Annotated in this window: 16 protein-coding genes, 3 tRNA genes and 3 rRNA genes; 6 read left to right on the top strand and 16 right to left on the bottom strand. The window is 39.1% G+C overall.

What is annotated here, in order from left to right:
* Window positions 1-436: 436 nt before the first annotated feature.
* From KBW87_RS02365 to KBW87_RS02340, 6 genes are all read right to left on the bottom strand, one after another.
* A tRNA-Val gene (locus KBW87_RS02365) sits at window positions 437-509 on the bottom strand.
* A gap of 31 nt (window positions 510-540) precedes the next feature.
* A tRNA-Ser gene (locus tag KBW87_RS02360) sits at window positions 541-631 on the bottom strand.
* 5 nt (window positions 632-636) lie between these two features.
* Window positions 637-709, bottom strand: a tRNA-Asn gene (locus KBW87_RS02355).
* 14 nt (window positions 710-723) lie between these two features.
* Window positions 724-840, bottom strand: a 5S ribosomal RNA gene (gene rrf / locus KBW87_RS02350).
* Between the two features lie 68 nt (window positions 841-908).
* Window positions 909-3,810: ribosomal RNA gene (locus KBW87_RS02345) — 23S ribosomal RNA — on the bottom strand.
* Between the two features lie 208 nt (window positions 3,811-4,018).
* Window positions 4,019-5,586: ribosomal RNA gene (locus tag KBW87_RS02340) — 16S ribosomal RNA — on the bottom strand.
* Together the 16S, 23S and 5S rRNA genes with 3 tRNA genes alongside form the textbook arrangement of a ribosomal RNA operon.
* A 501-nt stretch (window positions 5,587-6,087) precedes the next feature.
* Here KBW87_RS02340 and KBW87_RS02335 point away from each other — a divergent pair.
* Both KBW87_RS02335 and KBW87_RS02330 read left to right on the top strand, forming a co-directional pair.
* Window positions 6,088-7,017: an NAD(P)/FAD-dependent oxidoreductase gene (locus KBW87_RS02335; protein ID WP_157055130.1), complete on the top strand. Its 930-nt coding sequence runs from the start codon at window positions 6,088-6,090 to the stop codon at window positions 7,015-7,017.
* A 9-nt stretch (window positions 7,018-7,026) separates the two neighbouring features.
* Window positions 7,027-7,677, top strand: a complete 651-nt coding sequence (locus KBW87_RS02330) for a VTT domain-containing protein (RefSeq protein WP_057810266.1) — start codon at window positions 7,027-7,029, stop codon at window positions 7,675-7,677.
* Window positions 7,678-7,689: 12 nt separating this feature from the next.
* Here the strand turns inward: KBW87_RS02330 and KBW87_RS02325 are convergent, their stop codons facing one another.
* The 5 genes from KBW87_RS02325 to KBW87_RS02305 are packed head-to-tail and all read right to left on the bottom strand — an operon-like array spanning window position 7,690 to window position 11,391.
* Entirely contained in the window at window positions 7,690-8,292 is a 603-nt protein-coding gene (locus KBW87_RS02325) for a TIGR01906 family membrane protein (protein ID WP_057810264.1), read from the bottom strand.
* Between the two features lie 2 nt (window positions 8,293-8,294).
* Window positions 8,295-9,071 (bottom strand): TIGR01457 family HAD-type hydrolase, encoded by a 777-nt coding sequence (locus KBW87_RS02320; RefSeq protein ID WP_004045383.1) that lies wholly within the window; start codon window positions 9,069-9,071, stop codon window positions 8,295-8,297.
* Window positions 9,055-9,660 carry a YutD family protein gene (locus tag KBW87_RS02315; RefSeq protein ID WP_057810262.1) on the bottom strand — a complete coding sequence of 202 codons (606 nt, stop codon included), beginning with the start codon at window positions 9,658-9,660 and terminating at the stop codon, window positions 9,055-9,057. The genes KBW87_RS02320 and KBW87_RS02315 overlap by 17 nt, the downstream gene beginning before the upstream one ends.
* Complete coding sequence (locus KBW87_RS02310) at window positions 9,661-11,043, bottom strand: bifunctional metallophosphatase/5'-nucleotidase (RefSeq protein WP_057810260.1); 1,383 nt, start codon at window positions 11,041-11,043, stop codon at window positions 9,661-9,663.
* A gap of 15 nt (window positions 11,044-11,058) precedes the next feature.
* Entirely contained in the window at window positions 11,059-11,391 is a 333-nt protein-coding gene (locus tag KBW87_RS02305) for a hypothetical protein (RefSeq protein ID WP_004045388.1), read from the bottom strand.
* 75 nt (window positions 11,392-11,466) lie between these two features.
* Here KBW87_RS02305 and KBW87_RS02300 point away from each other — a divergent pair, with 75 nt between their 5' ends.
* Together KBW87_RS02300 and pepV are read left to right on the top strand one after the other, a co-directional pair.
* Entirely contained in the window at window positions 11,467-12,840 is a 1,374-nt protein-coding gene (locus tag KBW87_RS02300) for a glycerophosphodiester phosphodiesterase (RefSeq protein ID WP_057810258.1), read from the top strand.
* A gap of 65 nt (window positions 12,841-12,905) precedes the next feature.
* A complete protein-coding gene (gene pepV / locus KBW87_RS02295; RefSeq protein WP_057810269.1) occupies window positions 12,906-14,303 on the top strand; it encodes a dipeptidase PepV in 1,398 nt (465 codons plus the stop codon).
* Window positions 14,304-14,348: 45 nt separating this feature from the next.
* Here the strand turns inward: pepV and KBW87_RS02290 are convergent, their stop codons facing one another.
* On the bottom strand, window positions 14,349-15,350 hold the full coding sequence (locus KBW87_RS02290; RefSeq protein ID WP_057810256.1) for a substrate-binding domain-containing protein: 1,002 nt from the start codon (window positions 15,348-15,350) through the stop codon (window positions 14,349-14,351).
* Window positions 15,351-15,501: 151 nt separating this feature from the next.
* Here KBW87_RS02290 and KBW87_RS02285 point away from each other — a divergent pair, with 151 nt between their 5' ends.
* A complete protein-coding gene (locus KBW87_RS02285) occupies window positions 15,502-16,608 on the top strand; it encodes a M24 family metallopeptidase (protein ID WP_057810254.1) in 1,107 nt (368 codons plus the stop codon).
* Between the two features lie 58 nt (window positions 16,609-16,666).
* On the opposite strand, the gene KBW87_RS02280 is transcribed toward KBW87_RS02285, so the two are convergent.
* Window positions 16,667-17,035: a hypothetical protein gene (locus KBW87_RS02280; RefSeq protein ID WP_057810252.1), complete on the bottom strand. Its 369-nt coding sequence runs from the start codon at window positions 17,033-17,035 to the stop codon at window positions 16,667-16,669.
* A 21-nt stretch (window positions 17,036-17,056) separates the two neighbouring features.
* A complete protein-coding gene (locus KBW87_RS02275) occupies window positions 17,057-17,485 on the bottom strand; it encodes a DUF948 domain-containing protein (protein WP_057810250.1) in 429 nt (142 codons plus the stop codon).
* A 118-nt stretch (window positions 17,486-17,603) separates the two neighbouring features.
* Here KBW87_RS02275 and KBW87_RS02270 point away from each other — a divergent pair, with 118 nt between their 5' ends.
* Window positions 17,604-18,452, top strand: a complete 849-nt coding sequence (locus KBW87_RS02270) for a mechanosensitive ion channel family protein (protein WP_057810248.1) — start codon at window positions 17,604-17,606, stop codon at window positions 18,450-18,452.
* Window positions 18,453-18,486: 34 nt separating this feature from the next.
* Here the strand turns inward: KBW87_RS02270 and KBW87_RS02265 are convergent, their stop codons facing one another.
* Both KBW87_RS02265 and murI read right to left on the bottom strand, forming a co-directional pair.
* Window positions 18,487-19,107 carry an XTP/dITP diphosphatase gene (locus KBW87_RS02265; RefSeq protein WP_057810246.1) on the bottom strand — a complete coding sequence of 207 codons (621 nt, stop codon included), beginning with the start codon at window positions 19,105-19,107 and terminating at the stop codon, window positions 18,487-18,489.
* Window positions 19,107-19,907 carry a glutamate racemase gene (murI, locus tag KBW87_RS02260; RefSeq protein WP_057810244.1) on the bottom strand — a complete coding sequence of 267 codons (801 nt, stop codon included), beginning with the start codon at window positions 19,905-19,907 and terminating at the stop codon, window positions 19,107-19,109. Before murI ends, KBW87_RS02265 begins: the two co-directional genes overlap by 1 nt.
* Window positions 19,908-19,978 lie beyond the last annotated feature (71 nt).

Raw genomic sequence — 19,978 nt, 5'->3', positions numbered from 1 at the left:
TACTGGATAATCTATAAAATGCAAGCATTTTTTCGAAAAAATTTTAATTATTTTTTATTATGCGCTTTCATTACTGATGTATCAACAATTAAAATTCCAAAAAAATAAACATTTTTTTACTTAAGAGACAACTAATTAGTCTTCAAATTATAAAAATAATAGTAAAAATATTTATTATTGTTGCAGACTATCTAATTTTCCCATGAAAAAAGACCATAGTCGTTTATTGACAATGGTCTTGCATCTTAATCTAAAATCTATATCTTTCTTAGCAGAAATTCTCTTCCGCAACCTCTGCTGTGTTTTAACTCTGTCTATTTTGCTTCTCTACAATATTATAATCTCAAAAAATATAGAAAATTTCAAGCTTACAATAAAAAATATCTGAAACGAATTAATTTCACTTCAGATATTTTAGAATCGAAATATTAAAAAATGGAGGATACAGGGCTCGAACCTGTGACCTCCTGCTTGTAAGGCAGATGCTCTCCCAGCTGAGCTAATCCTCCAATTCATTGAACTGACTTTTAACCAATCCAACGGAGTCTGAGGGATTTGAACCCTCGATACAGGTATAAGCCCGTATACATGATTTCCAATCATGCTCCTTAAGCCACTCGGACAAGACTCCATTAGCTCCGGCTGTCAGACTCGAACTGACGACATCTTGATTAACAGTCAAGCGCTCTACCAACTGAGCTAAGCCGGAATATTAAAAAAAGAGCACGGCAGTTGCCTACCCTCGCAGGCAGTTGCCCACCAACTACTCTCGGCGTTAAGAAGCTTAACTTCTGTGTTCGGCATGGGAACAGGTGTATCCTTCTTGCTATCGCCACCGCACTCTTTTTTGAGCTACTACGCTCAAAACTAAATACATTCCTCGCAAAAACCGTTTCGATTGCTTCGCTTTGGTCAAGTCCTCGACTGATTAGTACTGGTCCGCTCCAAGTATCACTACTCTTCCACTTCCAGCCTATCTACCTCATAGTCTCTGAGGTGTCTTACTGCTTACGCATGGGAAATCTCATCTTGAGGGGGGCTTCGCACTTAGATGCTTTCAGCGCTTATCCCTTCCGCACATAGCTACCCAGCGATGCCTTTGGCAAGACAACTGGTACACCAGCGGTGCGTCCATCCCGGTCCTCTCGTACTAAGGACAGCTCCTCTCAAATTTCCTGCGCCCACGACGGATAGGGACCGAACTGTCTCACGACGTTCTGAACCCAGCTCGCGTGCCGCTTTAATGGGCGAACAGCCCAACCCTTGGGACCGACTTCAGCCCCAGGATGCGACGAGCCGACATCGAGGTGCCAAACCTCCCCGTCGATGTGAACTCTTGGGGGAGATAAGCCTGTTATCCCCAGGGTAGCTTTTATCCGTTGAGTGATGGCCCTTCCATACGGTACCACCAGATCACTAAGCCCGACTTTCGTCCCTGCTCGAGATGTATCTCTCGCAGTCAAGCTCCCTTATACCTTTACACTCTGCGAATGATTTCCAACCATTCTGAGGGAACCTTTGGGCGCCTCCGTTACACTTTAGGAGGCGACCGCCCCAGTCAAACTGCCCACCTGACACTGTCCCTGGCCTGGCTTACAGGCCGAGGTTAGAGCATCCTTCAAACAAGGGTAGTATCCCAACATTGCCTCCGGTAAGACTAGCGTCCTACTTTCTCTGGCTCCTACCTATCCTGTACATGTTTAAAAGATACTCAATATCAAGCTACAGTGAAGCTCCATGGGGTCTTTCCGTCCTGTCGCGGGTAACCCGCATCTTCACGGGTATTATAATTTCACCGAGTCTCTCGTTGAGACAGTGCCCAAATCATTACACCTTTCGTGCAGGTCGGAACTTACCCGACAAGGAATTTCGCTACCTTAGGACCGTTATAGTTACGGCCGCCGTTTACTGGGGCTTCAATTCGAACCTTCGCTTACGCTAAGCTCTCCTCTTAACCTTCCAGCACCGGGCAGGTGTCAGCCCCTATACGTCGTCTTACGACTTTGCAGAGACCTGTGTTTTTGATAAACAGTTGTTTGGGCCTATTCACTGCGGCTGATCTTGCGATCAGCACCCCTTCTCCCGAAGTTACGGGGTCATTTTGCCGAGTTCCTTAACGAGAGTTCTCTCGCTCACCTTAGTGTTCTCCACTCGACTACCTGTGTCGGTTTGCGGTACGGGTACGTTCTCTCTGGCTAGAAGCTTTTCTTGGCAGTGTGACATCAGCACCTTCGCTACTTTAGTTCGCTCCTCGTCGCGCCTTGCCTTCATCAAGAGCAAGCATTTGACTCACTCTCTGGCTTGACGCTTAAACATGGCTTCCGGCGCCATGCGTGCTTAGCCTCCTGCGTCCCTCCTTCGCTCATAACGATTAAACGCAGTACAGGAATATCTACCTGTTGTCCATCGACTACGCCTCTCGGCCTCGTCTTAGGTCCCGACTTACCCTGGGCGGACGAGCCTGCCCCAGGAAACCTTAGTCTTTCGGCGGATAGGATTCTCACCTATCTTTCGCTACTCATACCGGCATTCTCACTTCTAAGCGCTCCATCAGTCCTCTCGATCTGACTTCGCCGCACTTAGAACGCTCTCCTACCACGTGCTCTTTAAAACACATCCACAGTTTCGGTACTATGCTTAGCCCCGGTAAATTTTCGGCGCAGCGCCACTCGACTAGTGAGCTATTACGCACTCTTTGAATGATGGCTGCTTCTGAGCCAACGTCCTAGTTGTCTACGCAACTCCACATCCTTTTCCACTTAGCATAGATTTGGGGACCTTAACTGGTGATCTGGGCTGTTTCCCTTTCGACTACGGATCTTATCACTCGCAGTCTGACTCCCGTGTATAGATATCTGGAATTCGTAGTTTATCTGGATTCAGTAACCCCTGACGGGCCCCTAGTCCAAACAGAGCTCTACCTCCATTATCCTCTACCACGAGGCTAGCCCTAAAGCTATTTCGGAGAGAACCAGCTATCTCCAAGTTCGTTTGGAATTTCACCGCTACCCACAGCTCATCCCCGCAATTTTTAACTTACGTGGGTTCGGTCCTCCAGCGCGTTTTACCACGCCTTCAACCTGGCCATGGGTAGGTCACTTGGTTTCGGGTCTACGTCATACAACTTTTCGCCCTATTCAGACTCGCTTTCGCTCCGGCTCCGTCTTTTCTGACTTAACCTCGCTATATAACGTAACTCGCCGGTTCATTCTACAAAAGGCACGCCATTACACTTGAATGTGCTCTGACTATTTGTAGGCACACGGTTTCAGGTTCTCTTTCACTCCCCTTCCGGGGTTCTTTTCACCTTTCCCTCACGGTACTGGTTCACTATCGGTCACTAGTTAGTATTTAGCCTTGCGAGATGGTCCTCGCAGATTCAACCGGGATTCCTCGTGTCCCGGCCTACTCAGGATTCTGCTAGCTGCTCTTGCAATTTCGCTTACGGGGCTCTCACCCTCTCTGGCTTACCTTCCCAGATAATTCTGCTATCGCTTAAGCTCACATGTCGCAGTCCTACAACCCCAGATGATAAATCATCTGGTTTGGGCTCTTTCCTCTTCGCTCGCCGCTACTAAGGAAATCGATCTTTCTTTCTCTTCCTGCAGCTACTTAGATGTTTCAGTTCACTGCGTCTTCCTTCATATATCTTAACAATACATGATAGTGCATCGCTGCACTGGGTTCCCCCATTCGGATATCTCCGGATCATAGCTTACTTACAGCTCCCCGAAGCTTTTCGTAGTTTGTCACGTCCTTCATCGGCTTCTAGTGCCTAGGCATTCACCGTGCGCCCTTTTCTACTTGACCTTACTCAAGTTCTTTTCTCTCTTCTCGGTCGCTCTACAATCTGTTCAATGATTGTCTCGGTTTTTGCTTGGTTTGTATTCAGTTTTCAACGTACTATCTCTTTTGAGGTATTACCCTCAAAACTAAACAAAGTTTCTTTAGTGTGCTTCCGTTTGCCGTTTGCGACTTCTTTTAGTATTTCTACTCTCCGTCACTTTGGCTTCCTTAGAAAGGAGGTGATCCAGCCGCAGGTTCTCCTACGGCTACCTTGTTACGACTTCACCCCAGTCATCTGCCCTGCCTTAGACGGCTCCTTCCACATAAGTGGTTAGGCCACCGGCTTCGGGCATTGCAGACTTCCATGGTGTGACGGGCGGTGTGTACAAGGCCCGGGAACGTATTCACCGCGGCGTGCTGATCCGCGATTACTAGCGATTCCAGCTTCGTGCAGTCGAGTTGCAGACTGCAGTCCGAACTGAGAACAGCTTTAAGAGATCCGCTTGCCTTCGCAGGCTCGCTTCTCGTTGTACTGCCCATTGTAGCACGTGTGTAGCCCAGGTCATAAGGGGCATGATGACTTGACGTCATCCCCACCTTCCTCCGGTTTGTCACCGGCAGTCTCATTAGAGTGCCCAACTTAATGCTGGCAACTAATAACAAGGGTTGCGCTCGTTGCGGGACTTAACCCAACATCTCACGACACGAGCTGACGACAGCCATGCACCACCTGTCTTAGCGTCCCCGAAGGGAACTCCTAATCTCTTAGGATGGCACTAGATGTCAAGACCTGGTAAGGTTCTTCGCGTTGCTTCGAATTAAACCACATGCTCCACCGCTTGTGCGGGCCCCCGTCAATTCCTTTGAGTTTCAACCTTGCGGTCGTACTCCCCAGGCGGAGTGCTTAATGCGTTAGCTGCAGCACTGAGAGGCGGAAACCTCCCAACACTTAGCACTCATCGTTTACGGCATGGACTACCAGGGTATCTAATCCTGTTCGCTACCCATGCTTTCGAGCCTCAGCGTCAGTTACAGACCAGAGAGCCGCCTTCGCCACTGGTGTTCTTCCATATATCTACGCATTCCACCGCTACACATGGAGTTCCACTCTCCTCTTCTGCACTCAAGAAACACAGTTTCCGATGCAATTCCTCGGTTAAGCCGGGGGCTTTCACATCAGACTTATCTTTCCGCCTGCGCTCGCTTTACGCCCAATAAATCCGGACAACGCTTGCCACCTACGTATTACCGCGGCTGCTGGCACGTAGTTAGCCGTGACTTTCTGGTTGATTACCGTCAAATAGGGGCCAGTTACTACCTCTATCCTTCTTCACCAACAACAGAGCTTTACGATCCGAAAACCTTCTTCACTCACGCGGCGTTGCTCCATCAGGCTTTCGCCCATTGTGGAAGATTCCCTACTGCTGCCTCCCGTAGGAGTTTGGGCCGTGTCTCAGTCCCAATGTGGCCGATCAGTCTCTCAACTCGGCTATGCATCGTCGCCTTGGTAAGCCGTTACCTTACCAACTAGCTAATGCACCGCGGGTCCATCCTTTAGCGACAGCTTACGCCGCCTTTTAAGCAATAGCCATGCAGCTATTGTTGTTATCCGGTATTAGCACCTGTTTCCAAGTGGTATCCCAGACTTTAGGGCAGGTTACCCACGTGTTACTCACCCATCCGCCGCTCGCGTTCCCAGCGTCATCACCGAAGTGAATCTGCTGGTTCAGCTCGCTCGACTTGCATGTATTAGGCACGCCGCCAGCGTTCGTCCTGAGCCAGGATCAAACTCTCATTTTTAAAAGTTTGAATGATTGCTCATTCCTTTTTTTAAGATCTTTGTCTCAAAATTTATTGCTTGCGAATTGACTTCGCTCTTTGTTTGGGTTTTTACACCCGCACATTTTAGCGAAACTTTGTTCAGTTTTCAAGGTACTGCCTCTGTCCGATCTTTTACATCAGACAGCTTTTATATTATATCAAATTCGTTTGTCCTTTGTCAAGAACTTTTTTGAATTTATTTTTTTGCCTTCAAGTTCTTAACTTGACAACAGTTAAATATATTACCAGAAGTTTTTCTCTCTTGCAAGCTTTTTTTGAAATATTTTTTATTTCTTTTTGCTTGCTTACTTCTGTTTCGCTTTCTCTCAAAAGCGACTTTATTAATATACCTGATTTATTCTTTTTTGGCAAGTCTTTTTTTGCAAAAAATTAAATGCTTGTTACTATAATTCATGGTAAAGTTTATACAGCAATATTTTAAGGGAGGTTTTATTTATTAAAAAATTTGATTTAGCAATTATCGGTGCTGGTCCAATTGGACTATTTGCAGCCGACTTTGCTCATTTACATGGTTTGAATACTATTATTTTTGATTCTTTAAATGAAGTTGGTGGGCAACCAAATCTACTCTATCCTTTCAAACAAATTGCAGATATCCCTGTTTTTAATACTATCAGCGGTTTAGATTTGGTGAAAAATTTAAAAGATAATATTCTTAACAAAGTGACTATTCAAACTGCTCATCGTGTTGATAATGTCAAAAAAGAAAATGATTCTTTCATTATTGATGAAGAATATGAAGTAAAAACACTTATCATTGCTACAGGAACCGGATCGTTTAAGCCAAAAAAGTTTCCGCTCAAAACTAATGAAGAAATGGAAAAAAAGATTCATTACTTCATTAAAGATCCTGCTGACTTTAAAAATCAAACTGTCGGCGTTTTTGGTGGTGGCGATTCAGCCTTAGATTGGGCTAACGAATTAGCTAGTTATGCCAATGTTAAGCTAATTCACCGTCGTGATCAGTTCCGAGGGCTAGAAAGCAGCGTTGAAAAGCTCAAAAAAGCTCCCAATGTAGAGCTTCTCACTCCTTACTTACCTAAAGAAATTTCTATTAAGAATGACCAGCTTTCAATCGGCTTGAAAAAAATGGGCGAAGATCAATTAAATTATCAGCTTTTTGATCAAATTATTGTTGCTTATGGTTTCAGGGCAAATAATCGCTTCGTTAGAAATTGGGGTGTAGAGTTAGAAGGACCTCATATTAAAGTAAATTCTGAGATGGAAACCAATCTTGATGGTATTTTTGCAATTGGCGATGCAATCAATTATCCTGGAAGAGTTCCTTTAATTGGTGTTGGATTTGGAGAAGCTCAGATTGCAATTACTGCGATTATGCGCAAGCTTTTTCCGGAAAAAACCCTCACCATTCATTCAACAAGTATTTAGGAGTAATTTATGGCGTTAATTGACTTTATTCTTCATATTGATGATCATTTAATCACGATTGTCAATCAATTCGGCGGATGGACTTATTTAATTTTATTTGCAATTATCTTCATTGAAACTGGATTAGTTATCTTTCCTTTTTTACCAGGAGATTCGCTAATTTTTGCAGCTAGTGCCATGGCAGCCAATCCCCAATATGGATTAAACATTTGGGTAATTTATGCTGTTGTAGCAATAGCGGCTATTGTGGGTGATACAGTTAACTATGAAATCGGAGCCTGGTCAACCCGAACCGGAGAAAAACATGCTTGGTTCAATAAATTAATTAATCAAAATAATCGACTAGCAGCTGAGAAATTCTTTGAGCGGCACGGCCCAATCACAATTGTAGTAGGAAGATTTATTCCTTTCATCAGAACTTTTGTCCCATTTATTTCTGGAGGCAGCAAAATGCACTATGGTCACTTCATCACCTACAATATTTTAGGTGGTTTGCTTTGGACAGGGCTTTTTACAATTATAGGATTCTTCTTTGGTAACATTCCATTTGTAAAAGATCACTTCTCAATGATCGTAATTGCAATTATTTTAGTTTCTGTAGTGCCAATTGCAATTGTTGCTTTAAAGAAAAAATTAACATTAAAAAAGGAATTCCATTAAGGAACTCCTTTTTTATTTATGTACAATTTTACTTATAAAATATAATTCATAGATAATCCCAAATACACCAAAACATGAAGCGAAAAATTCTTCGGTTAAAACATTAATGATGGGATCGGTATTAGGATCGAATAGCCAATTACTACTAGCAAAAAACAAATGATGGAAGAAAATAAAGAAACTATCAAAATTCATAATCGCGAAAGGCAAAACAATAATTGGAAGCAAAAGAAAAATCCATGCTTCAATCTTACCTATTTTCAGCAATTCTTCTTCATTACGCCTTTTTGCTATTATATAAATCGCTAAACAGATAATAAAGACTAAAACTGCTAAGATAAGTAATCTTTTTACATCAGCAAAGTGCTCAGCCGCACTTTTAGAAGTAGGAAAATTATCCATTTGTAATTTATTTTTAAATGGCCAAAGTAAATACAACATTAATTGATTATAATTATGCATTACTTTTAAAACCGACATATTTACTATTTGGTAGGTTTTTTGCACAGTTACAAAAATAAACAAAAGAGGCCAACTAAAAACAATCGCACCCACAATGCTTGCAGAAAGTGCAAAAAAGAAATTATATATACTAGCTCCGAGATTTTTTTGCATTATTAGTTAAATTTAAATTCACTCAAATTGTCTACAGTAATAGTAGGTTGACGTTTACCTTCAATATCAGCACGAGTAGTAACTCCAGTTAGAGTCAACATCTGATCCACTCCACTGTTAAAGCCAGCACGGATATCGGTATTGTAATTATCACCAACAATAATAGTTTCATCTTTAGAATGATGGATCTTTTTTAGAGCATAATCAACAATGATTGATTCAGGCTTCCCAATATAGAGTGGTTGCTGACCAGTCGCAGCTGCAATCATCGCACATTGAGAACCATTTCCAGGAATTAATTCATGACCTAAAGGTAAATTCAAGTCGGCGTTTGTTCCAATAAAAGTTGAGCCGTTTCTAATTGCCCTAGTCGCTGTACGAACTTTTTTATAAGTTAAGTCTTGATCCATCCCCACCACCACATATTCTGGCGTAATTTCGTTTAACTTAAATCCAGCAATATTTAACAACTCATTTTTTAAACCAAACTCGCCAATAATATAAACTTCAACGTCATTAGTATGCTTTTTATTAATAATATAGCTTGCAGTCGCCATACTTGGGGTGTAAATATGGTTAACATCAGTTTCTACCCCATGTTTTTTTAGTTTCTCAACTACCATTTCTGGCGTCCGAGTAGTGTTATTAGTTAAAAAGAGATAGTCTTTATGGGCCTCTTTCAAACGATGAACAAAATCTACCCCTGTTTGAATAGTTTCATCCCCACGATAAATGGTCCCATCTAGGTCAATCAAGAATAGATTATAATCTTTCTTCATTCTTTTTACCTCTTTTCTTTTTCTTAATTACAAAGGCCTGATGCTTTCCTCGCGATTTTTTAACAGCTACAGTCTGACGTTTTTTGAATTTAGTCCGATGAACCTTCTTTTTCTTAAAACTAAATTCCATATTTTTCTTAGAGTAACGTTTTTTATGATATTCGCGATTTTGTTTTTCGTGTAAATGAGTATTGGTATTGTAATGATGAACTGGACTGATTAGCTGTAAAACAAAATAGGCTCCTCCAGGATTACAATATTCAGTTAAATAATCAGCGATAGCTTTTTGTTTACGATCAATTGAAGTACGCACATTATCCTTATAAAAACCCTTCAATCGTAAATGGTCGCTAGAAATATCCCCTACTAAGAAATCATATTGATTTAGGTAAGGATCATATTTTTCACGCAACATTTCAACATCGATTGCATCAAATTTATCGATCACGATCTTGTAAAGTTGCTCGTTGATTTTAATTTTGTTTTCGTCAAGCACAATTTTTGCCAAGGGATGGCGGATTGGCTGTTTTTGTTGATACTTATTTTCCTCGGGGGCAAACTCTTCCTTGGAGTTCTCCTTTTTCTTCATTTACTTTTTCTTCACTTCCTGTTTAACGGGATAATTTTTAGCTAAATAATCACTAATTACTTCTCTTAAAAATTGTGGGAAAAGAAATTCATTATCCCCTACAATCGATAATGTTGGGAAAAATGGCACTAAAACATAGTGGTCTAAACCAGCAATTTGATATTCTTTTTCAGGGTCTATTTCTTTTCCATTTACATATACAATGCGTCTTCTGTGATCGACCTTAATTCCTTTATAGTACATTTGGCCGAAAATTTTTCCTCTAAAACTCATCCCTTGTAAAGGAAAGTGCTCTAGATAATGGCGATTTTTTTCAATTTCCATAACCAATCGCCATAAATCTGTCCCTTTCAAAGTAGATCGTACAACATGCATGGGATGTGGCAAAGCTTTTTGCATATCATATTTAGTGAGCTTTCCCGCCTTAAATGGTGCAAGAAAAAGTCCCGAGCTCAGCATAGCTAGATCAGTCCCAGCAAAATTCGCAATCGCATCTAGAGACACTTGAATTGCTGCTGTCTTATCATCTTTAAATTTTTCTGGAAGTTCGGCCACCGTTTGCTGTTCAAGAATTTCTTTTCCTTTTTCACGATAACCTTGAATAACTTCTTCATCACCGGGTATTTCTGGCATAGAAGCAACTGGAACGGTGATTGGGGTGATTTTTCTTACTTTATGATCATCACCAATTTCAACATGAATGTCACCCACATAATTTCCCCATTTACCAGTCTGTGTAATCCAAGTATTGTTAACCTTTTCACCATTTGGAATCAAATCATGACTGTGACCTCCCACAATCAAATCAATTTGCGGATAATTTTTACTTAGCCAGCGATCCATTCTTAAACCAATGTGGGTAAGCATAATCAACATATCATACTTGCCTTTAAGTTTTGGCAATAAATCATCCATTGTATTTTTGAGCATTTTAACATGCCAATGATTAGGCCCATAAGTCATCGGATAAGCTGCCGTTAAACCAATTAAGGCAATACGAGTTCCTTTCTTAGTAGTAATAATTTTATCTTGAGTACACCATTTTGGCATTGATTCATCTTCTTCGCGCAGATTAGCTAAGACTACAGGAAAATCCGCATGATCAAAAAGTTTTTCCAAAACCCAATGTGGATTAGAGATTCCTTCATTATTTCCAATGGTAATAGCATCATAATTAAATTTATTCATTAATTCAATATTTGCTTGACCTTCTGTCGCATCACTGAAAGGATGAGAACGATCCATAAAGTCACCAGCATCAAAAGTATAAACTTCAGAAACGCTTTTATCTGCTTGGGCCTTCTTTAAATAGCGGCCAATCTTTGGAAAATGTTCAAAGTGTGAATGAAGATCATTAGTGTGTAAAATTCTTAAAGTTTCCATTGTACATTCAACTTTCTAGCCAATCTTATTGGCCTTCAATACCATATTATAAGCATCTAAAATCTTACCTTTGGGTTTATCCCATTCAACCCACTTAGGATTTCTCCAATCATCTTCATTAAGTAAAGTCTGAAGATTATAATTATCATTGATATATTTTTCATAGGTAATTAATGGTTTAGTGCGAGCAATATTAACTTGTAAAATTTTCACACTCTTAATATCTCCCCGATCGGCCGCGAGTTCCGCAATCCCGTTTTGGTCAATATTAGAAATTTCAAAATACTTACTACCATCATTACGAGTTACTTCTTCAATTAAATCCAGTTGTTCATACTGTTTACTCATATAATCTACACCTTTATAAAAATAGAAAAAAATATGCAACCATGCTATTGTAGTTATTGCGAGGTGCACAATTCAATGGAACGTAAACGCCACTTTTTACTGGCAATTTTTAGTTTAATTTTTTTAATGACTAGCGGCTTCACAGTTGTTGGTCATCGTGGCGATCCCGTCAAGTATCCTGAAGAAACTATCCAAAGTGATAATTCGGCTTTTAATTCAGGAGCGGATTATGTGGAACTTGATCTTCAACTATCAAAAGATGGGGTTTTAGTTATCAGCCATGATGATGATTTATACCGAGTCACTCATACACATGCAATTGTATCACAAAATGATTTTAGTTCGCTTCATCAGCTAAAATACGACAACGGCGAACATGTAATGAGTTTGAGTGAATTATTTGAACACTATAAAAACAAACCCAATACTAAATTTGTTTTAGAAACAAAAATTGATCATTCAACAGATTCTTCATATGAACTAGAAGACAAAATTGCGGAAACTGTAAAAAAATATCATATGGAAAAACGCGTCATGATTCATTCTTTTTCGGCAGCGAGTCTATTCCATTTTAGAAAAATCATGCCCAATGCTTATTTGATCTTAATTGTAGGCAGCTTAAAAAGAATCAATTTCAGTATTCTCCCACAAGTCAATGCTGTTAACGTTTCTTCCGATATCGTTCAAGATCATCCTTGGCTAATTCGCTGGTTACATAAGCTGAATAAACAAGTCTTTGTTTGGGCCGAAATGGATGAATCCCCCGCTCTATGGCATTGGTTAATTAACCGTAACGTCGATGGAGTAGTTACTAACTTTCCAGCAACTGGCTTTAAATACAAGCTAGCTAAAATGGGGACACGAAAGTACGAAATCGATCGCGATGGAACTTATTTTGGTAAAAATAAAACTCCGATTATGATGAATCCTTATGTGCGCATCCCCCAAAAGAAACACATTTATCCTGGGCAAAAATTACATGTCAGTTATGGCGTGCGAGTTGATGATCAGCTTTATTATCAAGTCGGCGAAAAAACCTTTATTTCCGCAGAATTCGTAAATCTTGATCTAACCAAAAAAGACATCGCTGCTTATGAAAATAAAGAAATTCTCGCCAAACCTCAAGTGGAGGTTCCTACTTATTCTCAACCTGATAATCAAGCAAAAACTGGTAAAGTTTTACCCGCTAACAAATTGTATAAGATTTTGAATTTCAACGGTTCTCCAAAAAGTATGTGGCTTTACACTAAGGCTGGCTGGGTAAAAGCAGACGACATTCTCTTTTATGGTTTTTTCAATTCGGAAAGTTTCAGCGACTATCGTGATTTACCTAAAATTAGTCGTTATAACAATATTGCGCTAGTCAGTTATAAACTCCCTACTAGCGAAAAACAGACTTATTTCGATAATTTACAAAATACTCTAAAAATTACTAAAGAAGCTTTTTAATTTAGAAAAGCTTTTTTTTTCTGGTACAATCTTTCTTAACATATTAATAAAAGGGAGAAATCATGATAGATTTAGATTACAAGAAATTAGCCGAAGCTAAAAAAGATGATATTTTACGCGATCTAGACGAATTAATTGCAATTGATTCTTCAGAAGATTTAAACAATACTTCCAAAGAATACCCAGTTGGACCTGGTCCTGTTAAGGCAATGAAAAAATTTTTGTCATTCGCTGAACGTGATGGTTTCCACACTAAAAACGTTGATAACTATGCTGGGCGTGTTGACTTTGGGGAAGGTGACCAAACTTTAGGAATTATTGGCCACATGGATGTTGTTCCAGCTGGAGACGGTTGGGAAACAGATCCTTTCAAAATGCTTATTAAAGATGGGAAGATCATCGGCCGCGGAAGTGCTGATGACAAAGGGCCTGCCCTTGCTGCTTACTACGGAATGCTTTTATTAAAGGAAGCTGGTTTTAAGCCTAAGAAGAAGATCGACTTCATTGTTGGTACTAACGAAGAAACTAATTGGGTTGGTATTAACTATTATTTAAAGCATGAGAAAACTCCAGATCAAGTATTCTCTCCTGATGCTGAATATCCAATTATTAATGGAGAACAAGGAATTTATACTTTAGAACTTAATTTTAAAGAGGATAAAGATCAAGGCTCAGTAAAGTTAAAGAAGTTTACTGCTGGAATTGCTGCCAACGTTACTCCACAAAAAGCTTACGCTACCATCGAAGCAGATAATTTAGACGAAATTAAAACTGCTTTTGAAAAGTTTTTAGCTGAAAACAAGCTTGAGGGACGTTTTGAAATTGACGGTAACACTGCTAACTTAGAACTTACTGGTCAAGGTGCTCATGCTAGTGCTCCGCAAGTTGGGCGCAACGCTGCAACTTTCTTAGCTTCGTTCCTTGATCAATTTGACTTCAAGGGTCGCGATAAGAATTACTTACATTTTTTAGCTGATGTTGAACACGAAGACTTCCAAGGTAAGAAGTTGGGTGTTTTCCATCATGATGAGTTAATGGGTGATTTATCTAGTGCACCAAGTATTTTTGAATATGAAGAAAACGGTCCTGCTATCTTAAAAGATAATATTCGCTATCCTCAAGGTACTAATCCTGACAAGATGGTTAAGCAAGTTGAGGAAAAATTTAGCGATATCTTAACTGCTTCTTACGACTCCTTCGAAGAACCTCATTACGTTCCTGGTGATGATCCATTAGTTAAAACTTTACTCAAGGTTTATGAACATCAAACTGGTAAAAAAGGACACGAAGTTGTCATCGGTGGTGGTACTTACGGTCGTCTCTTTAAACATGGGGTTGCCTTTGGTGCTCAACCAGAGGATGCGCCAATGGTAATGCACCAAGCAAATGAATACATGATGGTTAAAGACTTAATTGATTCAATTGCAATTTATGCAGAAGCAATTTACGAATTAACTAAATAAACAAAATAAGCGGTTCGAAATCGAACCGCTTATTTTTTTACTTTACTATTGGTTTAACGTACTTTGCTTTTTAACAAGTTCGTATGGCAATTCAATATGCACATCTTCTACTTCTTCATTGTTCATCAACTTAGTTAACATTCTCATCGCAACAGCTCCCATATCATAAAGAGGTTGCTTGATTGTAGTTAAAGCAGGGCGAACAACAGAAGCAATTTGAGTAGCACTAGCAGTCACAATTTCAAGATCTTTTGGCACATTCTTACCAGCATCCATTGCAGAATTCAAGATTCCCACTGCACTGCTATCACGTGTTACAATCACACCATCAACGCCATCTTTAGCAAGTTGAGAATAAAGATTGTAACCATCTGAGTAATCCATCACATTAGTGTAAATATGAGCCTCACCCAAATCATGTTCCTTAATAAATTCCTTGTAAGCAGGAATACGATATTCACTGTTTACTACGGCATCAGGATCACCAACTACAATTCCTAAATTCTTCTTACCATCGTTAAACATTAAGTTGAGGGCTTCAGTATCAGCCTTCTTATAATCGATAGTAACTGAAGGTAAATCTTCGCGATTATCCTTAGTACCAGCAAGCACAACTGGAGTATCGGTTCTTTCAAAAGCATCTATTACCTTTTCTGGTAAACGGTTTGACATGTAAATTACACCGTCAACTTGCTTATTTAACAAACTTTGGATTGCTTGATCTTCTTTCATCAAGCGATTTTCGATACTTGTAATAATAATGTTGTACTTGTACAAAAGGGCAATATCATCAATCCCCTTTGAAAGTTCAGCAAAGTATAAATTAGTAAGATCAGGAACTACAAGTCCTACAGTAGTGGTTCTCTTAGATGCAAGACCTTGAGCTACAGCATTTGGTTGATAGTGCAAACGCTTGATAACTTCCATTACACGGTCTCTAGTTTCTTTTCTTACATTGTCATTTCCGTTAACTACACGGGATACAGTCGCCATAGAAACCTTGGCTTCTCGGGCCACATCGTAAATAGTTACTTCTTGTTTATGCATATGTCATTCCCCAGCTCTCTTTAAAATGTCTACATAGCAATATAACATGAATCGCTCTTAGGTGCAAACGTTTACAGCTTTTCTTTCATTTTTTCACAAAAAATCATGTTATACTTTGATTGATTATACCTAAAATTAAGAAAGGAAAAATATGAATTTAAATAAATTACAAGAATGGTTGCAAGCTAACGATACTGATGTGGCTTACATTTCAAATCCAATCTCAATCGCTTACTTTACGGGTTATTCGATGGACCCACACGAGCGAATTTTTGCCCTACTGGCCTTCAAAGACGCTGAAAGTTTTGTGTTTACTCCAGCACTGAATGTTGAAGAAGCTAAAAACTCCGATTGGGATGGCGATGTTTATGGTTACCTTGATTCAGAGGATCCATGGGAAGTTATTTCTAATACTATTCGCCAAAGAACCAAGGAATTTAAAAACTGGGCAATTGAAAAAGATGACCTTTCAGTCGCTCATTACCAAAACTTGCGCAGTAAGTTTCCAGATGCTAGCTTCACTAATGATGTCTCAGCCTTCATTGAAAGAATTAGACTTTACAAGACTCCGGAAGAAATTGAAAAATTAAAAGGAGCCGGTGAAGAAGCTGACTTTGCCTTTCAAATTGGTTTTAACGCTATTAAAACTGGGGTTACCGAAAGAAGCATCGCTGGACAAATTGATTACCAATTAAAATTACAAAAGGGTGTCATGCATGAAAGTTTCGAAACTATTGTGCAAGCTGGTGCAAATGCCGCAAATCCACATCTAGGTCCAACAATGAATACCATTAAACCTAATGATCTTGTTTTATTTGATTTGGGAACAATGCATGACGGCTATGCTTCTGATGCTAGTCGAACTGTAGCATATGGGGAGCCCAGTGCTAAGCAAAGAGAAATTTATGAAGTAGACCGAGAAGCCCAACAAGCCGCAATTGAAGCTGCTAAACCTGGTATTACTGCCGAAGAGCTTGATAATGTTGCGCGTGATATTATCAAAAAAGCTGGCTATGGTGAGTATTTCATTCACCGTTTAGGCCACGGAATTGGTAAAAATGTTCATGAATTTCCATCTATTGTCGAAGGAAATGACTTAGTAATCGAAGAAGGAATGTGTTTCTCCATTGAACCCGGAATTTATATTCCAGGATTTGCTGGGGTTCGGATTGAAGATTGTGGAGTTGTAACTAAAGATGGTTTCGAACCATTCACTCACACTGATAAAGAATTAAGAGTCATCCCTATAGAAGAATAATCAAACAAAAAGACGTGTTAGATCTAGCTAACACGTCTTTTTTGCTTTACTAAGAAAATTAAGCTTCTGAATTAGTGTTTACAGAAGTATCATCATCTTTTTCAGCATTGTTTAAATCATCAACTGAGTCCTTAGCGTTATCACCGCTAGCAACATCATCTTTATCCTTTGAGTCGTCGATTACAATATCATCAAAATCTTTCAATTCTGAATCATCTTCAACGCTCTTTGGGAATGAAGCTAATTGGTTCTTAACAATTTCAGTACCGTTGTCATACTTCTTCTTCAAATCTTGAAGAGCATCATTATCCTTGATTTTCTTCTTTACATCATCGATTTGTTCATCACTAATTAATAATGAACCTGCAACAAAACCAGCTGCAGCACCAACAATTGTACCAATTACAAAATTTGAAAACTTACTCATAGTGAAATCCTCCTTTTATCTTTAATCTTCACCTTTACGACGTTTGCGTCGAGCAAGAGTCGCAGCTAACACTGAAGAAACAATCCCAGCGCCGCTAAAACGACTGCGGTTGTTAAAACGCTTTACCATTTTCTTGGAAGAAGTATTAATTTCAGAAACACTTTCTCCCAGATCTGCAGCTGCTTTAACTACTGGCTCTATTGTCTTCATTTTACCATTAACATCTGCTAATAGTAGGTTAGTTTTATCTAATAAATCACTAGTTTGACCCATTAGGCCATTAACATCTTCTGATATCTTTTTAATTGATTCATTAGTGGTTTGCATCGTCTTATTGGCTTCTTCAATAGCCTTTGTGGTATGTCTAAGCACAGGAATTGTAAAAAGCACTAAAACTAGAAATGCGATAGCGGCGATGAGGCCTGCTAATGCACCATAAGAAATTACCATCTGTCACCCTCCAATAATACACCTAAAAAAAGTCTAGCATGAAAACACTTTATTCTCAATGAATACATATTTTTTGTTATTCTTATTTTATCAAAAAATAAGAAATAAGGAGTAATCAATGAAAACATCTATGAAAATAAATCCTAGTGATTTCACAGTCGACTGGTCTAAAATCAGTAATAATTTATTAGGAACCATTTGGCAATTATTTTTAACAACTCTTATATTTTATTTAATAAATCGGATTGGTAAAAAAGTCATTAATCAATATGTAAATGATCGTAAAACTAAAAATAAACGTACCAAGACGATTACAGCTTTAATCAACAGTATCTTTCACTATACAGTCTTATTCTTTTATTTATTTGCGGTATTATCCATTTTAGGCATCCCTGTTGGCACTTTACTGGCTAGTGCGGGTATTTTCTCTCTTGCTCTTGGAATGGGAGCACAGGGCTTTGTAAGCGATCTAGTAAACGGCTTTTTCATTTTAAGTGAAGACCAATTTGATGTAGGTGATACTGTAAAAATTGATTCCCAAGTCGGCACCGTAGTTCAACTCGGTCTGCGAACAACTCGGCTTAAAGGATCGGACGGTTCTATTATTTATATTCCCAATCGAAACATTTCTATTGTTCAAAACATGGCCCACGGCGGCATCAGTTTAAATATTAATTTAGAACTTGATGCTAGCAACGACTTTGAAGAGGTTAAAAAGATCATTAAACAAGTTAATTCCACTATTCAACCTGAGAAAAAGACATTGGTTCAAGGACCTACAATTGTTGGGATCAGTAATCAAAACGGAAATGACGTTACCTTTACCGTCCATTTCCAAGTAAAACCAGGCAAAGAATCTGCTATCCGAAATTTATATTTAAGTAATTACATCGCCGCTTTGCAAAAAAATGACATCAAATTCGCTCCTACTAATACTAAGCCGGCTGTTGTTACAAGTAAAAAATAATAAAACTCCTAAGATAATTCTTAGGAGTTTTTTCCTAATTAAATTGAGCAAACCAAGCTGGAAGTTCCGCAATTAGTTTCTTAACAGCCTTCCCCCGGTGAGAAATTTGGTTCTTTTCATCAGTCGTCATTTGCGCAAAAGTTTTGCCCTTTTCAGGAATATAAAACAATGGATCATAGCCAAAGCCATCTTTTCCGCGAAGAGAAGATAAAATTCTTCCTGGACATTCACCAGTTACTACCAAATCTTTATCAAATTGATGAGGCATTGACGCCACAATAGTAGTGTTAAACTTTGCCCCACGCTCATCTTCAGGAACGCCGCCAAGCTCAGCTAAAAGCTTGGCATTATTATGTTGGTCATTATGAGCTTCTCCTGCAAATCTGGCAGATCTGACTCCTGGCTGACCATTCAATTTATCAACCATCAAGCCTGAATCATCGGCAATCGTTGGCAAATTACTGAAGTTAGCCAAGGCATGAGCTTTCAACTTGGCATTATCTTCAAAAGTCCGTCCAGATTCTACTACATGAGGAGGATTGTCTAGATCACTATTGGTTAAAATATCCACATCAAGTCCAGCCTTATCAAAAGCCTTCTTTAATTCTCTAACTTTACCTTGGTTATTAGTTGCAAACAAAATCTTTTTAGTCATTACAAATTCTCCGTATCCACTTGCTTAGAAATTAAGTTTTCATCACCTAAAAATGCACGCCCCATTTCGGAGAATTTTTCTGGATCGCCTGTGGTGTAATATTCATGGCTGACTTCATTTGAATCATTAAACAAACCATCCCGCCTCATCACATTATAAGTATATTGTGCTACTTGATCGGCAGGATCCACAATTTGAATTTTTTCTCCTAAAGCTTGGGCAAATTCATCACGAATAATTGGATAGTGTGTACATCCTAAAACTAAAGTGTCAAAATTTTTCCCTTTTAATGGTTGAAGACTATCTTTAACTGCCTTTAAATTAGTATCAAAATCTTTTTGTGCTTCAATCAGTGGTGCGAGTTCTGGAGCTGCTACTTCACTTACTTCAATTTCAGGATTGCGGAATTGAATTTCTTTTTGATAAGCATGTGAATTTATGGTAACTGGAGTTGCTACTACGGCCACCTTTTTATTCATGGTTGTTCTAGCTGCCGCTAAACTTCCCGATTGAATTACTCCAATGATTTGCTGGTCCACTTCTTTTTGTAAAGTTGGCATAGCAGCTGCAGTGGCAGTATTACATGCAAAGATGATCAATTTAACATTCTTACTTAATAAGAATTTTACACTTCGGCGAGTAAGTTCAATTATTTGTTCTTGAGATTTATTTCCATAAGGCATATTTGCACTGTCGCCAATAAAAATTGTTGATTCATTGGGTAGTTTATTAATTACTTTTTTAACAATGGAAAAACCACCAACGCCTGAATCAAGTAGTCCGATAGGACGATTATCCATAACTTATAGCCCCCTAAAGAAAAAATATTTTCTACTTCTACTAGTTTAAGGTAAAATAAAAAAGAATAAAA

This window comes from Lactobacillus intestinalis, from assembly GCF_024397795.1.
Lineage (GTDB): Bacteria > Bacillota > Bacilli > Lactobacillales > Lactobacillaceae > Lactobacillus > Lactobacillus intestinalis.
This window is presented reverse-complemented; position numbering and strand designations above follow the sequence as displayed.